General features: G+C 40.0%; 14 protein-coding genes. 12 read left to right on the top strand and 2 right to left on the bottom strand.

Features of this window, described 5'->3' with window-relative positions:
• The first annotated feature begins 138 nt into the window (after window positions 1-138).
• Window positions 139-1245, top strand: coding sequence for a serine hydrolase domain-containing protein (locus G7B20_RS04885; protein ID WP_164108887.1), 1107 nt, complete (start codon window positions 139-141; stop codon window positions 1243-1245).
• A 371-nt stretch (window positions 1246-1616) separates the two neighbouring features.
• Here the strand turns inward: G7B20_RS04885 and G7B20_RS04880 are convergent, their stop codons facing one another.
• Window positions 1617-2909 carry a M64 family metallopeptidase gene (locus tag G7B20_RS04880; protein WP_164108886.1) on the bottom strand — a complete coding sequence of 431 codons (1293 nt, stop codon included), beginning with the start codon at window positions 2907-2909 and terminating at the stop codon, window positions 1617-1619.
• Between the two features lie 148 nt (window positions 2910-3057).
• Here G7B20_RS04880 and G7B20_RS04875 point away from each other — a divergent pair, with 148 nt between their 5' ends.
• The 4 genes from G7B20_RS04875 to rdgB all read left to right on the top strand — a co-directional run bounded on the left by G7B20_RS04875 (window position 3058) and on the right by rdgB (window position 6787).
• A complete protein-coding gene (locus G7B20_RS04875; protein ID WP_164108885.1) occupies window positions 3058-4155 on the top strand; it encodes a mandelate racemase/muconate lactonizing enzyme family protein in 1098 nt (365 codons plus the stop codon).
• A gap of 315 nt (window positions 4156-4470) precedes the next feature.
• Window positions 4471-5451, top strand: coding sequence for a deoxyhypusine synthase family protein (locus G7B20_RS04870; RefSeq protein ID WP_164108884.1), 981 nt, complete (start codon window positions 4471-4473; stop codon window positions 5449-5451).
• A 159-nt stretch (window positions 5452-5610) separates the two neighbouring features.
• Entirely contained in the window at window positions 5611-6144 is a 534-nt protein-coding gene (locus G7B20_RS04865) for a hypothetical protein (protein WP_164108883.1), read from the top strand.
• Between the two features lie 67 nt (window positions 6145-6211).
• Window positions 6212-6787, top strand: a complete 576-nt coding sequence (gene rdgB / locus G7B20_RS04860; RefSeq protein WP_164108882.1) for an RdgB/HAM1 family non-canonical purine NTP pyrophosphatase — start codon at window positions 6212-6214, stop codon at window positions 6785-6787.
• Between the two features lie 258 nt (window positions 6788-7045).
• Here rdgB and G7B20_RS04855 read toward each other — a convergent pair whose 3' ends face one another.
• On the bottom strand, window positions 7046-9367 hold the full coding sequence (locus tag G7B20_RS04855; protein WP_240465981.1) for an OstA-like protein: 2322 nt from the start codon (window positions 9365-9367) through the stop codon (window positions 7046-7048).
• A 94-nt stretch (window positions 9368-9461) separates the two neighbouring features.
• Between G7B20_RS04855 and tilS the strand changes: the two genes are divergently transcribed.
• The 7 genes from tilS (at window position 9462) to G7B20_RS04820 (ending at window position 14846) form a co-directional block, all read left to right on the top strand.
• The gene (tilS, locus tag G7B20_RS04850) at window positions 9462-10805 is read left to right on the top strand and encodes a tRNA lysidine(34) synthetase TilS (protein WP_164108881.1); all 1344 of its coding nucleotides are present in this window, start codon (window positions 9462-9464) and stop codon (window positions 10803-10805) included.
• Between the two features lie 73 nt (window positions 10806-10878).
• Window positions 10879-11364 carry a hypothetical protein gene (locus G7B20_RS04845; protein WP_164108880.1) on the top strand — a complete coding sequence of 162 codons (486 nt, stop codon included), beginning with the start codon at window positions 10879-10881 and terminating at the stop codon, window positions 11362-11364.
• Between the two features lie 180 nt (window positions 11365-11544).
• Window positions 11545-11877, top strand: a complete 333-nt coding sequence (locus G7B20_RS04840) for a DUF4834 family protein (RefSeq protein WP_164108879.1) — start codon at window positions 11545-11547, stop codon at window positions 11875-11877.
• Window positions 11878-12981, top strand: a complete 1104-nt coding sequence (recF, locus tag G7B20_RS04835; RefSeq protein ID WP_164108878.1) for a DNA replication/repair protein RecF — start codon at window positions 11878-11880, stop codon at window positions 12979-12981.
• Window positions 12974-13288, top strand: coding sequence for a DUF721 domain-containing protein (locus G7B20_RS04830; RefSeq protein ID WP_079641095.1), 315 nt, complete (start codon window positions 12974-12976; stop codon window positions 13286-13288). Before recF ends, G7B20_RS04830 begins: the two co-directional genes overlap by 8 nt.
• A 68-nt stretch (window positions 13289-13356) precedes the next feature.
• Window positions 13357-14271, top strand: a complete 915-nt coding sequence (locus tag G7B20_RS04825) for an EamA family transporter (protein ID WP_205600170.1) — start codon at window positions 13357-13359, stop codon at window positions 14269-14271.
• Entirely contained in the window at window positions 14268-14846 is a 579-nt protein-coding gene (locus G7B20_RS04820; RefSeq protein WP_164108877.1) for a Crp/Fnr family transcriptional regulator, read from the top strand. The genes G7B20_RS04825 and G7B20_RS04820 overlap by 4 nt, the downstream gene beginning before the upstream one ends.
• The last annotated feature ends 32 nt before the right edge of the window (window positions 14847-14878 follow it).

Here is a 14878-nt window from a genome sequence, read left to right as displayed (position 1 = left end):
TGTCAAAGATGCATAATAAATAGGTAAATCGGAAGATCCTTTATTCAGGGGGGCTTTTAAATTTTTGATATCGAGGATTAGTGGTAAATAAGTTGTATATTAGGTAGGTAACCTTAGATTTTCCTAAAGTATATAGATATGAGGAGAATACACTTCCTATTTTTTTTGGTACTGATTAGTACCTCGATTTTGCTTTCCGCTTGTAAATATGGCCGTTTTGTATGGCACAATTTTGCAGATCTAAACGATTATAAAATTTTCCCGAACCGGGAATTAAAAGCTTCAGCGACTCCATTTGTATTCCATCGTGCCGTTGTGGAGGTGCATCCTGCAAATACCAAATATCAGGATGTGGAGATGTCTTTTGATAATTTTTTAAAGGAGACTAAATCCGTTGCTTTCTTAATTATCCGTAACGATAGCATTCTGTACGAGCGATATTTCGATAAGTATGAGGAAACGTCCATAGTACCGTCATTTTCGATGGCCAAATCAGTTACTTCTATGCTTATCGGATGTGCTATCCAAGATGGCTTGATAAGTTCTGTGCAGGATCCTGTCAGTAAATATGTGCCGGAGATGGCCAAGAATGGATTTGATAAGGTGACGATAGCGCACGTCCTACAGATGACCTCAGGTATCAAATTTAACGAAGGGTATTACAATCCGTTTGGTGAGGTAGCTTCATTTTATTATGGTACAAACCTGCGTAAAGATACGGAAAAGCTGAAGGTTGAAACTGAACCGGGGACACACTTTGCTTATGCAAGTGGCAATACACAGATATTGGGCTTGGTGTTGGAGCGCGTGCTTAATGGTAAGACGATCACGGAATATCTGAATGAGAAGATCTGGATACCTATCGGAATGGAATATGATGCTTCGTGGAGTATTGACAGAAGAGAGAATGGGATCGAGAAGACATTTTGTTGCCTGAATGCTCGCGCACGAGATTTTGCTAAGTTGGGACGCCTGTATCTTCACAAAGGGAATTGGGAAGGCCAACAGCTGGTACCTGAAAACTGGGTAAGAGAGTCAACCAAAGTGGACAGCACTGCAGGTAGCTACAAACGGTATCAATATCAGTGGTGGTTACCTACGGAAGACGGTGATTTTGCCGCGAAAGGTATCTTAGGGCAGTATATTTATGTGAATCCCGATAAAAACCTAGTTATTGTACGTTTGGGGCATAAAGTGAGTACGAATTGGTTTAGGGAGTTTGTCCGATTGGCCAAAGCGTATTAAATGTTGTAGCTTTCTAATCTGAGTTCAATTAATGCAGAAGCTGTCCATCTTCTAAAAGTCGCTTTAGCAGATTGGCAATAGTATTTGGAGGCACTTCCGTTATATCGATACGGTACATCGACGAGTTTAACTTCGCTTAACTCTACTTTGTTTCGGTTTTTGCGTACTTTTTTTGGAAAAAAGTATGAGCCCGTCCGGCTTGAGGGTAAATAATAAAATGCCGTTGATAATCATTGAAATAATTAATAATCGAGCTGTGGTTTCTAATCTTTTGTTATTGTATTCCGAATGTTTAGGAATGTGCAGCTATTGGCTATAGTTAGCGCCCGCAAATAGAAGGATACTAACTATAGCTGTAATATCTTTCTTTATTAAGCTTCGTCGCCTGTATAAAATAGAATAATCTCCTCTATTGCACGACTACAAACCGGACAAAAGTCTTTGGGTTTATTGGCCTTCATTCTGCAATCGTGTGATGGAATGTACAATCCATTTCCTTTTAAACCTTCGAAAGCGCCTATTTCAACGGTTCCTAACAAACTTTCAGGGGTAGGGATTGGTGTGTTTTTAGAAATCATATCAGCCCATTTGCTCTGGAAGTCAGCTAATGAAGTGTTGTTCTTTTCCCAAGGTTCTATCTTTTCAACGGCCTTGTTTTCAAAAACATCTACTGCATAGAAATATTCATCGGCCAATCCTGCAAAGCTATGACCAAATTCGTGAACGACCACTGGTGCGAATTGTTCATTTTTAGTTGTGGTAAGAGCGTAAGAATTCAATATTCCACCACCACCATATACGTCAGTATTTGCCAGAATGATAATGTGTTGGTAAGGTATGTTTTCTAATAAGTTATGTAATAGTTTGGTGTGCGAAGTCGTCAGGTATCTTTCTGCGTAAAAAGTGTCAAAATTAGATTGGACAGCGGTAGACCGCCATAAACCTTTTGAAGGTACACTCACGTTGGAGTCTTTGGAAGGCGATTTTACAGCAACAATTTCGAATGAATTTTCGTGTTTCTTAAAGATTTTATGCTGGAATAAGCTTTGAACAGTTTTATGTGCATAATCCATGAATTCGCTCATCTCTGCTTCCTGATAGCCTTCTGCTACTATGGCAATTTTTATCGGGTTAGCAACGGATGCGCTATGGATTACTTCATAAGGCGTGTCATTTTTGGAGGCTTTCTTAATTAGAATGTCGGTCGGATCTATATGATGTGTCGAGAGGATAGTTTCTTTGTGCTGCGCGTCAAAGAAGGAGACCTGAACCTTGGCTTTTGCTTTTGGATAAGGAATTAAATAAGAGTTTTCAAAACTTTTAGTCGTTTGGTTGGATTCCTCTTGGGTCAGCCATTCCTGGAACAGGCTGCTGAAGGGCAGGACGTAAATCAGTTTGTCCGTTGCTGCATCGTATACTTTTATCTGACCATTGCCCTGAATGGGTGTTGTACTGAGGTTGCCTTTTCTACCGTCCCATCGGTTCAATTGTACCAAATCAGCTAAATATACATGTTGGTCGGTGCTATTTCCTGCGAAAATATAATCTAATCTTAATGTTTTTTCGATGAAATGATCATCAAATTGTTGAGCCTTTGCCGAAATATAGGATAGAGAAATAGTACATACGAGTACGAGCTTAATTACTGCTTTATGTAAAGTCATTCTGATATATTGATTGTTTATTTACGCTTAATCTGTTCTGCTTTGGACAAAAATAGGGGTTTACTTTTGTTTCTTGCTTATTGTTTCAAAAGTCTTTAACTTTCGTCGATAAAATAAAACAGCATTTAATAACCTAAGCAGTACATCGATGATTATTACTAAAATAGAAATATACAGGTTAAGCATTCCTATGGAGCCTTTTGTTATTGCAACAGGTACGATGGATTATGCCCAAAATACTTTTGTACGGGTCTATACCGATGCCGGCATCTACGGAGTCGGCGAATGTTCGGCATTTCCGATGATTGTTGGAGAAACACAGAATACCTGTATTGCGGTAGCGCAGGATTTTGCTAAGATTTGGAAAGGAAAAGATGCGTTGGCTTTGGAGGACCGTCTGGCGGAGCTGCATCTGTATATCGCAGGTAAGGCTACGATAAAATCTGCTTTTGACATGGCGCTGTATGATATCGCTGCTAAGCATGCTGGGCTACCTCTATATCGTTTTTTGGGAGGGGAGAAACGTGAAATCACTACGGATATCACGCTGGGGATAGCGTCGGCAGAGGAGATGGGAGAGAAGGCATTAAAACTAAAAGAAGGCGGGGCTTTTGCGCTGAAGATAAAACTGGGTAAGAAACCTGTTGATGATATCGCTCGGATTAAGGCTATCCGCAAGGCGGTGGGTTTTGATTTGCCGATCCGTATTGATGCTAATCAAGGTTGGTCTTATGAGGGAGCTGTGGAGGCATTGCAGGGATTGGAAGCGTACAAAATCCAATTCTGTGAGCAACCAATGCGCACGTATAATGATCACTTGTTGCCTGAATTGCGTACCCAAACTATTGTCCCTGTAATGGCCGATGAGTCGGTGTACACACATCGTGATGCCGAACGCTTATGTAAAGCGGATGCCTGTGATTATATTAATATCAAATTTTCAAAGTCTTCGGGTATATACGAAGCGCTTAAAATACAGGCGGTGACCGCAGAATATGAAGTGCCTTGTATGATCGGTGGTATGTTGGAGTCGAGGCTCGCCTTGGCTGCTAAGGTTCATTTTGCTTATGCAGCACCGAATGTGAAGTTTTATGATCTGGACACCTGTATGGTTGGACATCTCGAAGATCCTGTGGAAGGAGGTGTCCAATACAAAGGCTACCATATAGCAGTTTCAGAAGAGGCTGGTATCGGAGCAGATATCAAGCAGGAGTTTTTGGATAAATGTGAAAAGTGGGTGATTTGAGGTGAAGAAAGTTAACAAGTGAACAGGTTATCGAGTTAACAAGCCAACTGGATAACAAGATAACTAGGTAACTCGATAACAATAAAACATGAACAATACAACTTGGAGTATAGGAATGTCAGAGATTGTAATTCTCCTGATTATGGTGCTTATCTTGATAGGGGCATTTTTCTTTGTGATGAAAGTTATCCGAAGGAAATAGCTTTTTTATCATTTGTTAAAAAATAGTTTCCCTCCACGGCTTTGCAGGTACTGGAGGGGCTAAAATAAATTATATTCAGTACCTTTGCTGGACTTGTTAAAACACGATAAAAGATGAGTACACAAAAAGGGCCTATCAGCCAATTTATTGAGCACAATTACCGTCATTTCAATGCAGCAGCTTTAGTAGATGCAGCAAAAGGTTATGAAACACACCTATTAGAAGGAGGAAAGATGTTGGTCTCCTTGGGAGGTGCAATGTCAACTGCAGAGTTAGGTGTATCCCTAGCCGAGATGATTCGTCAAGATAAAGTACATATTATCTCTTGTACAGGTGCCAACCTGGAAGAGGATGTCATGAACTTGGTGGCACACTCGCACTACAAGCGTATTCCCAATTGGAGAGATTTGACTCCAGAGCAAGAACGCGAATTGTTGGATACACACTTCAACCGTGTTACGGATACTTGTATCCCTGAAGAAGAGGCTTTCCGTCGTCTTCAAAAGCACTTGGAAGATGTATGGCATGCTGCTGAAGATAAAGGCGAGCGCTACCTGCCGCACGAATTCTTGTACCAAGTGGTAAATTCGGGCGTATTGGAGCAATATTATGAAATTGACCCTAAAGATTCTTGGATTGTTGCAGCTGCTGAAAAGAATTTACCAATCGTATGTCCAGGATGGGAAGACTCTACTACGGGTAATATCTTTGCATCTAATGTAATCAAAGGTAACTTGAAAGCTTCTACCGTAAAATCGGGTATCGAGTATATGATTTACCTGACCGAATGGTACCGTGCTAATTCGGAGGGCAAAGGTGTAGGTTTCTTCCAGGTCGCTGGTGGTATCTCTGGTGACTTCCCTATCTGTGTCGTACCGATGATGTATCAGGATTTAGAATGGACTGATGTTCCTTTCTGGTCGTACTTCTGTCAGATTTCAGATTCTACTACGTCTTATGGTTCATATTCTGGTGCTGTTCCAAATGAGAAAATCACTTGGGGTAAGCTTGATGTCGATACCCCTAAGTATATGATCGAGTCGGATGCAACTATCGTGGCGCCATTGATTTTTGCTTATATTTTAGGACAATAGAATTGAGGGGCTAGTTGCCGTCATTCCGACCGGAGCGGAGGAATCTATGGACTTGATGTCTGTTGGATATACATATAAGTCGTTAGATCCCTCTGTTCCGCTTCGCTACAATCGGGATGACGCCGCTATCTCTTTTATCTCTCATCTCATATTTATAAAATGAACAACCTCCTTACAGATAGCCCAGTCGCACTACAGGCTTTAATGTCGGAAACAATATTTTCGACAGGTTTTTCTGTAGATAGTGTGTTATCAGCGCGACAAGCAGAGACTGAAATGGTCGCTTTTGATAGTTCATCTGAAGAGTTCGTCTTTCAGGGTGATAAAAGCACAGGTGTACTATTTATACTTCGTTATCCAGAATTTCCTTATTTTTCACCTCAGGCCGAAGAGGCTTTTGTAAAGACGATAGGAGCTTTGCAACTGACACCGAATAATGTTGCGGTAGTAAATTTGGCTAATCCCCAAAATCCGAATGAGTTCAAGAAGATTATGGAGTTCTTTAAGCCTACTAAGATTACCCTCTTGGGCGTAGAACCTGCTTCTTTGAAATTACCGGAAATAGCGCACAACTCATACATGCGCGGTAAGATTGCTACGGTTTTCAATACATTCTCTTTTGAGGAGATGTTTGCTGATATCGAGAAGAAAAAGCTCTTTTGGGGAGAGTTTAAGACCTTTATTAATGGTTAATTGTTATCCAGTTAACGAGTTATCCAGTTAACTAGATCACATGTTCATAAGATCACATCATAAAAATATGTTAGAATTAGTTTTTGCTACGAATAATGCCCACAAGCTTGAAGAAGTACAGGCGATGGTTGGGAGTAAGTTTTTGTTGAAATCGTTGTCTGATATTGGTTGTGTGGATGATATTCCTGAAACGGGTATAACGTTCCAAGAGAATGCGCAGCAGAAGACGGATTACTTGGTACAGCGTTTTAAGGTAAGTTGTTTCGGTGATGATTCTGGACTAGAAATAGACGCGTTAGATGGCGAACCAGGCGTATATTCGGCCCGTTATTCGGGGACTCGCGATATGGAGCAGAATATAGATCTAGTGCTGGAACGTTTGAAAGGAACTAAGTCTAGAACGGCTAGATTCAGAACCGTCATTTCGCTTTTCTTAGCGGGAAAACAATACTTTTTTGAAGGTGCTATCGAAGGACGTATCATCGAAGAGCGTCGGGGAGATGGCGGATTTGGTTACGATTCTATATTTATACCAAATGGTTACTCACGTACGTTTGCCGAAATGTCGGCTGCCGAAAAGAACTTAATCAGTCATCGTTCGATAGCGGTGTCCGAAATGGTCGAGTTTTTAAAAGGGTTTTAACATAAAACAAGGCTGTCTAAAGAAACAAAAACTACTGTCATTTGGACTGTGTTGTAGCGGAATGAGTCATTAATTTGAATGCTTTCTGAGAAAAGTAAATTTTAAGCAAAAGCCGTACACTTTAAAACATGTCGCCTAAGAAGTTTTTGGCGATTGCAGGTGGATGCACTATCATACTGCCAAAAGGTTCAAGCGACGATTTTTGGTTACTTTTGTGTAAAAGTAACATGCTCTGCGCCGGCATAGAGGCGCGAAGAACTAATTTCCTTCTTTTTTCGATTCTTCTTTTTCGGGCACATCTTCTAAATCCTCTTTGATACTTTCCTTGGATTTTTCTTTACCCTTTGTGTCCTCTTCTTTACCCTCCTCAGCTTTTGGTAACTCTCTTTTTCTGTTTAAAAGATCTTCTTTTGAGGTAGGTCTATCTTGCGGTCGCCAGATGAAGCCGGGTAATATTTCATTCTCTTGGGTTACTAGTTTCAATGGATATACTTTTTGGTCAACTTTATGAATGGTTTTATAATCGATAAGTTTCTTGTTCTCCATCTTGACTTTAATCCGTCCCCCGCGATCGTGGAACATTTCAGTTAATATTCCTTTATTTTCACTAAATACTAAATTTTCTGCATTTCCATCCACAAACAATTGATCTATGCTGTTATTTGCAAAGAAAGCTGTGATTTTACGGCCTTTCAATTGGTTGAATTTGACAGAGTCCAATACAGCGTTAACCATGAAGGCATTGTCTTTTAAGAGCGCATTGTCCAGCTGTTGATTGACAATCTGCATAAATATGGTGTCTGCAGAGATTTGAGATCCTTGTGACCAAATCATTGGTCTTCCCATAAACCGGAACATTGAGTCTTGCATACCGTAGTAAACGGAATCGGCCACAGCCTGCAAGTCGGATTTAAATAACCTGACGTTGTAATATGCACGTACTATTCGGGTTTTCGCAGTGTCGCTTTGAGCTTTGGGTAGGCTGTCTGTCTTGTTGATTACGGTATCGGGACTTTGAGCGATTCGCAGTGCGTTGTTGATCAGTGTGTCAGCCTGATTGGCTATAGGTACTACAGCCTTTTGTCGTAATACGGAATCTGCTTTGAGTGTACTGCCTATATTTTGTCGGTCGCCAATTCGATTTGGAATTCCTTGAGCAGGTTTGTTTTTTGCAGGAGCGGTCGTTTTGACGGTATCCTTTTTTATTAATGGTTTACTGGAAGCAATCTCTTTTTCTACGATTGGCTTTAACGTGTTTTCAATATCACTTTGTACACTATCCTTTTGATTAGTTAGCGTAGAATCCGATACTCCGTCATTTTCATCACCATAGTCTATCTCTTCATCCACCTCCATTTTACCGCCATCACGACTTAGGTTGAGCTCTAAAGGTTTATAGTCTTTTACAAGAATCATTTGGGAGAAAAGCGTGTCAGCTGTCATGTATACCGAGTCCATCTTGGACTCTCGTGTGCTACTATCTCGGACGGAACGCACAGGAGGTAATTCCGTGTTTTTATTGCCTTTTTCTTCTGTATTAGAAATTTCTGTCTTTGCTTCTTTCTTGCTTTCCTTCGTCGTTTTTTCTTTTTCAACTACCTTCGGTTCAGTTGATGTCGCGGTACTATCCGATTCGGGTGTAGGACTATCTTCTTTAACGACGGTGATGATATACGGCTTGTCCGTCATTCGAATAGATTCTTCAGATTGGGTATACAGCCCCTGTCCACCGAAAGCATAGAATTTGTCTGTGGTATCTACAAATACAACGTTTCTGAAAGCTTCGCCGACTCCTTTTGCGCGTTCGTAATGTAAACTGTCACCTTTGAGAAATTTAGATCCCTCCGTGTAAAGGTTATTTTTATTGAAATCAGCTATACCTGTCCCCGTGTTGTAAGTGCCACGTTCGGTATACAGGTTTTCATTATTGCCTTTTTGGCTGCTAACAGGTTTAATATTGGTAGGGCCAAAAAAGTACGTCATCTTACTTTGTGAATTGTAACGCATGGTGTCGGTATATACCTTCACGTTCTGACTGCGTACAACTACTTTGTGCCTGAAATAGGCATCCGATGTGAGTTCAAAGTAATAGGCGTTCTTGGAGGTTATAGTGTCTCCTTGAGAGATGATCCTTCCACCGCCGGTATAAGTGCCCACTTTTGAGCGCATGTTGTAGGTAAGATGGTTGGTCGTTAATGTCGATCCTTTGTCTACCATCTTGACATTACCTGTCAGTAGGGCATGTTGTGCTGCTGCGTCGTAATGTAGGTAATCGGAGTAAATAACGGTGCCAGATGGTTGTGTAATGACGACGTTGCCAAAAGCTTCAAAGAACTGTCTTTTTATTTCATCCTCATAGATGTAACCACTGTCTGCGGATAGGGTATTGCCCTTATGCTCGTAAACCGGGATGTAGAATACCATGTGTCCCGTCTTAGCATTGATTCGTCCGCTATTGGACGATACAAGATTCAGACGATCGTTTCCTTCCTGTTGAGTCTTCGTGCCACCAATAGGTGTTTGCCCAAATGCGGATGCAATGGTTAGGATAAAAGTTAAAGTTAGAAGCCAATTTCTCACGAAGGCAAAAATATGGATTTTAATAGCAAAAAAATGTTAATTGAACGAAATTTAATGCTAAATAAAATTAAAGATTTTTGGTTAAGTTTGGGGTATGGATATCGATGCTTGTTTTAGTGCGTATGTGGAAGATTATAAGTTGTTTACAAGAGCGGATAAAGTGCTTGTGGCGGTGAGCGGCGGGCGGGATTCTATGTTATTGTTGACGCTGCTTCACCGGTATGGGGTAGAGATGGAACTGGTACATTGTAATTTTCAATTACGTAATGAGGAATCAGACGGAGACGAAGCATTGGTCCTTAAATACGCTGCCCAGCTTGGGATCAAAACACATGTTCGACGTTTTGATACGATAGCTTATGCCAAAAAGCATAAGATGTCGATACAAATGGCCGCACGGGAGCTTCGTTACGATTGGTTCGAGAAGGTAAGGGAGGAACGGGCATGCAAGTATATTGCTATAGCTCAACACAAAAATGATCACGTAGAAACCGTGTTGTTGAATCTGTCTCGTGGCACTGGATTGTTGGGGATGCAGGGGATACTACCAAAGCGAGGTAGACTATTGCGCCCCTTGTTATTTATGACGAGCAAGGAGGTATTGGAGGCTGTCAACATATTGGAAATCCCTTACCGGGATGATTCTTCCAATTTTTCTAATAAATACGCCCGAAATAAGATACGTCTCGATATTATCCCGCAGTTTGAACAGTTAAGCCCTGACTTTATCCAGGTTATGGAAGATAATATCGTGCGGTTTCAGGAATCACAACGCGTCCTGCAGTATTTTGTAGAGCAGAAAAGGAAAGAGCTTTTGGTGAAAGTCGGGCCTAATGAATGGGAGATTGCAAAAGAATCAATCCGAGGACAGGATCTAGCGCTGTTGTACTTTCTTCTTGAACCGTTTGGTTTCTCAAAAAATGTCCTAGTCGACCTTGTACAGTCTTTAGATAAGGAGTCAGGACGTATTTTCGAATCGGATAGTTATCAATTGCTCTTGGACAGAACTAAACTGAGACTTCGATATAACCGCTATGAAGAAGAGGTGGCGCAGCTAAATGCAGATCAAGAGAATTTGATCTGGCGAAATTACAGTTTTATGGTGTCTACTTCTCAAGATCTGTCCATTGATAGGGATGCTTCGGTAGCGTTATTAGATTATGATAAGTTGGTCTTTCCGTTAAAAGTCAGATCTTGGCAGGAAGGTGATATTTTTCAGCCATTGGGGATGGAAGGAAAAAAGAAGGTGTCAGATTTTTTAATACAAAAAAAGATTAATTTATTTGATAAAAGAGAGGTTCCTATCTGGTTCAACGGTAATGGAGAATTGATATGGATTGCTAATTATCAAATAGACAATCGCTATAAGATTACCGAAAATACGCAAAAAGTCCTTAAATTAGTTTGCAATATTAGTAGATATGAAATATCCATGTAGCGCAGACTGCACAAACACGAATGAATATAGTTTGGATATTCCATATGACAGATGAAAATCAAATTATATACATATGAATACAAATAGTTTATTTGTTGAACGTCAGTACCTGGGTAGAGATATGACATGGATTAGTGTTCGGATGGTATTAGCTTTGTTTTGTTTTATAGTATATTACTTGAATATGGATCACTTGGCTTCACGGCAGTTGTTCTTTATCGTAGGTAGTTGCATTATTGTGGTGTCCATAATCATGATGTACCTCGTGCACTATAAAACTGCAGTGACAACGAATAATATTACACTGAGCGGGTTGTGGACAACAAGTCTGGTGAAGATTGATCTCTCTTCGCTGGTTAATGTTGAAAAGAAACCGTATAGCAATTTTGTTTTCAATAATCCCGTGTACAATTTGCACAAGAATGGGAAGATACGGTTTTATGCCGGAGGGAAGGATGCTGTGTGGCTTACAGACAGGGATGGACTTGTTTATATAATTGGTACGCACAAGCAAGAGGAACTCTATAATGCAATCGTCAAAGCCAAAAAGGAATCTTAATAAATGTTAAGATTTTCAGTCTGACACTTCTTTGACCTTCTCTGGAACTGAATTTGTTATTTTTACGCTATTAAAAGTTATAATTGGTGGAGTAGAGCTACAGGATTACAGTTATGGGCGCAATGATATTGCGCGTGATGGCAAATTTATGTAGGTTTGAATAAATAGAATTAGAAAGAAATGGGTTTATTATATTTTATATTATTTGTTGTTGCTTTTTATTACATCTTTAAGTTTTCGATGCGTTTGTTATTGCCGTTTGCAATGCGCAAGTTGACCGAACGAATGATGAAGAAAGCTCAACAACAGGGACAAGGACAATATAATTACGGAGGTGCAGGTAATCCCTTTGGTTCAGGTAATCCTTTTGGCAATACTGATCAACAGCAATCCTATAAAAAGCAGGGTGCAAAGGATGGGAAGGTAACTGTCGATTATGTTCCTGCTCAAGATCCGAAACGTAAAGGCACGGCTACAGCAGGCGAGTTTATCGATTTTGAAGAAGTGAAGTAGATGTGGCTAAAGCAAATTTCGCTGTTAAATTTTAAGAATTATACGGAATCCACATTAAACTTTCTACCTGAAGTAAATGCCTTTACTGGAAAAAATGGTGCAGGTAAGACTAATTTATTAGACGCCATACATTATCTTTCTTTATGTAAGTCCTATTTCAATCCTATAGATTCGCAGCATATAAAGAAAGGGGAAGACTGGTTTATTGTGCAAGGGGAGTTCGAGCGGGATGAAAGAACCGACGCTATTTCGTGTAGTCTGAAGCGTAACCAAAAAAAGCAATTCAAAAAGAATAAAAAGGACTATCCAAGACTTGCCGATCATATCGGCCAGTTCCCGTTAGTGATGATATCACCTAGCGATAGCGAGATCATTACCGAGGGTAGTGAAGAGCGAAGAAAATTCGTGGATAATGTTATTTCTCAAACTGACAATCGTTATTTGGATACGTTGATATTGTACAATAAAGTGCTTCTTCAAAGGAATATGTTATTGAAGAGTATCAAAGAACGTGGTGTTTTTGATGTAGGACTTCTCGAAGTGCTCAATATGCAACTGGTTGAGGTTGGAGAAAGAATATATGCGCGTAGAAAACGCTTTATGGAAGAGTTTAGCCCAGCTTTTCAACGCCATTATACCTATCTCACGGATGAAGCCGAAGAGGTTGCATTGGTTTATGAATCTCCATTGCATGAGAAGGACTTTCTGACACTGTTAAATTCTAGTTTAGAAAAAGATAGGGTATTAGAGCGTACTACACAAGGTGTACATAAAGACGATTTACTCTTTACTATACATGGAGAAATGTCTCTTAAGAAATTCGGGTCACAAGGGCAGCAGAAATCTTTTCTCATAGCCCTTAAACTGGCCCAATATAGCTTTCTTCAAGAACAGAAACAGTTCTGCCCTTTATTATTGCTGGATGATATTTTTGATAAGCTAGACGATAAACGTACTAAGAAGCTTATGCAGATGGTTTCGAATGATGAATTTGGACAGATTTTTATCACGGATACCAACGCTGTCAGAATTCGTGAAATATTTGATGAAATCGCTCAGCCAATACGTATCTTTGATATAGAAGGAGGACAGGTTCATGTATAAGAAGAAATTTGACGAAATACCGACGCGTGACGATATTAGTATGAAGCAGGCGGTTGAAAAATGGTTAGAAGTATACCGTTTGCGTCGAAAATTTGATGAATCATCTGTAGCTTCCTTTTGGGGAGAGATAATAGGCCCCTATATAGAAAAACGTACTCAAAAGATCTTTGTTAAGGATAAGAAGTTGTTTGTTAAGGTAGAATCTGCTGTCGTAAAGCATGAACTGACATTGATGCGGAGACAGGTTATTGGTCGTATCAATGAACACGCGGGTCAGGTTCTTATCGAGGAGCTAGTTATTTTGTAAGAATGGTTATCAAGTGGCCAGGGGCACTCGATAACTACATAACCCGATAACATGTTTACAACCTAATAATGCAATTTAAGTATTACGCTGCGGCACTTTTTTCATTTATCGTTTGGGGAATGTTTAGTTTAGTGCTACGTCCATTAAGTGCCTATGCCTCGTTAGATATTCTATTGTATCGTATTCTTTTTGCCACCGGAGCAATTCTTCTGATTAGTTTTTTGTTTCGACCGAAGGTTACGAAAGAAAATATAAAGATTATTCGCGCATTATCACATCGCGAAAGAAGGTCGGTGTTTTTGCACGTATTTTGTAGCGCAGTGATGCTGTCGCTCAATTGGTTTTTGTTTATCTATGTGATGAATAATGTCAGTGTGAATGCTACTTCATTGGCCTATCTCATTTGTCCTATTATTACGACGGTGTTGGCTAGTGTGTTTTTAAAAGAACAATTGAATCGCGGACAATGGTTAGCAGTGGGACTTAGTGTGTTAGCTTGTCTGATGTTGGCCTATGGAAATTTTATGGATATGATTTATAGTGTCGTTATCGCATTCACCTATGCCACATACCTCGTTTTGCAAAAGCGGAATAATAGGCTGGACAAATTTTTCACGTTGAACTTACACATTATTGTAACATCTATTTTGTTGACTCCGATGCTTTATATTTTGCCAGAAGGTGTTACGTACGGAATGGATTTTTATGGGTACGTATTGTTGATAGCCTTGTTATTTACGATTATCCCTTTGTTTCTGAATATGTATGCATTGAAAGGTTTAGATTCATCTGTAGTTGGGATACTGCTCTATATAAACCCTACGATAGCGTTTCTATTGGCTATTTTTTATTTTAAGGAGGAAATTAATCTCGTTCAGATTATGGCTTATGGTTTGATTTTTCTTGCGGTAATCATCTTTAATGTAGCTTATCTCCGGCAGTATCATCGGTCGAGAAAACAAGAGATCTTAGCTGCTGGATGATGAAAATAGAAAGCCGATTACGGGAAATTTTTGATCTTCCCTCCAAGCAGATTCAGGAGATTAGTCGGTATTTTGTAGAAGAACGTTTCGAAAAAGGACAGATTTTTCTTGATCAGGGACAGCGTGCAGAGCGATTGAGTTTTATAGCATCAGGGATATTTAGAGTATTTGCCCAGACAGAGGCGAGAGAGGTGACACAATGGATTGGAGGGGAAGGATACTTTATTACAGATTTATCCTCCTTTCTGTTTGATCAATCCTCGCGTTGGCAGATTCAGGCATTAACCGATGCCCGTGTGTTTTCTCTTCGAAAGAGTGATTATAGACGTTTTGAAGTATTGGTGCCTCATTGGAACATCCTGGAAAAGCGTTTTATCGCAAAATGCTTCATGGTGCTTGAGAACCGTGTATTTGACTTTATATCACTTTCAGCCGAAGATCGCTATATGCAATATTTTGAACAACATAAAGAGTTTTTCAACCAAGTCCCATTGCAATATATTGCTTCTGTATTGGGGATGACCCCAGAAACTCTTAGCCGTATTCGAGCCAAGCTGGCTGTAGGTAATTCTTGATAAATGTCAAGAGCATTGTTACTATCCCATGG

Origin of the sequence: Sphingobacterium sp. xlx-96 (assembly GCF_011007365.1) — a bacterium.
Classification (GTDB): domain Bacteria; phylum Bacteroidota; class Bacteroidia; order Sphingobacteriales; family Sphingobacteriaceae; genus Sphingobacterium; species Sphingobacterium luzhongxinii.
The sequence above is the reverse complement of the archived record's forward strand: the minus strand, read 5'-3'. Positions and strand labels throughout refer to the sequence as shown.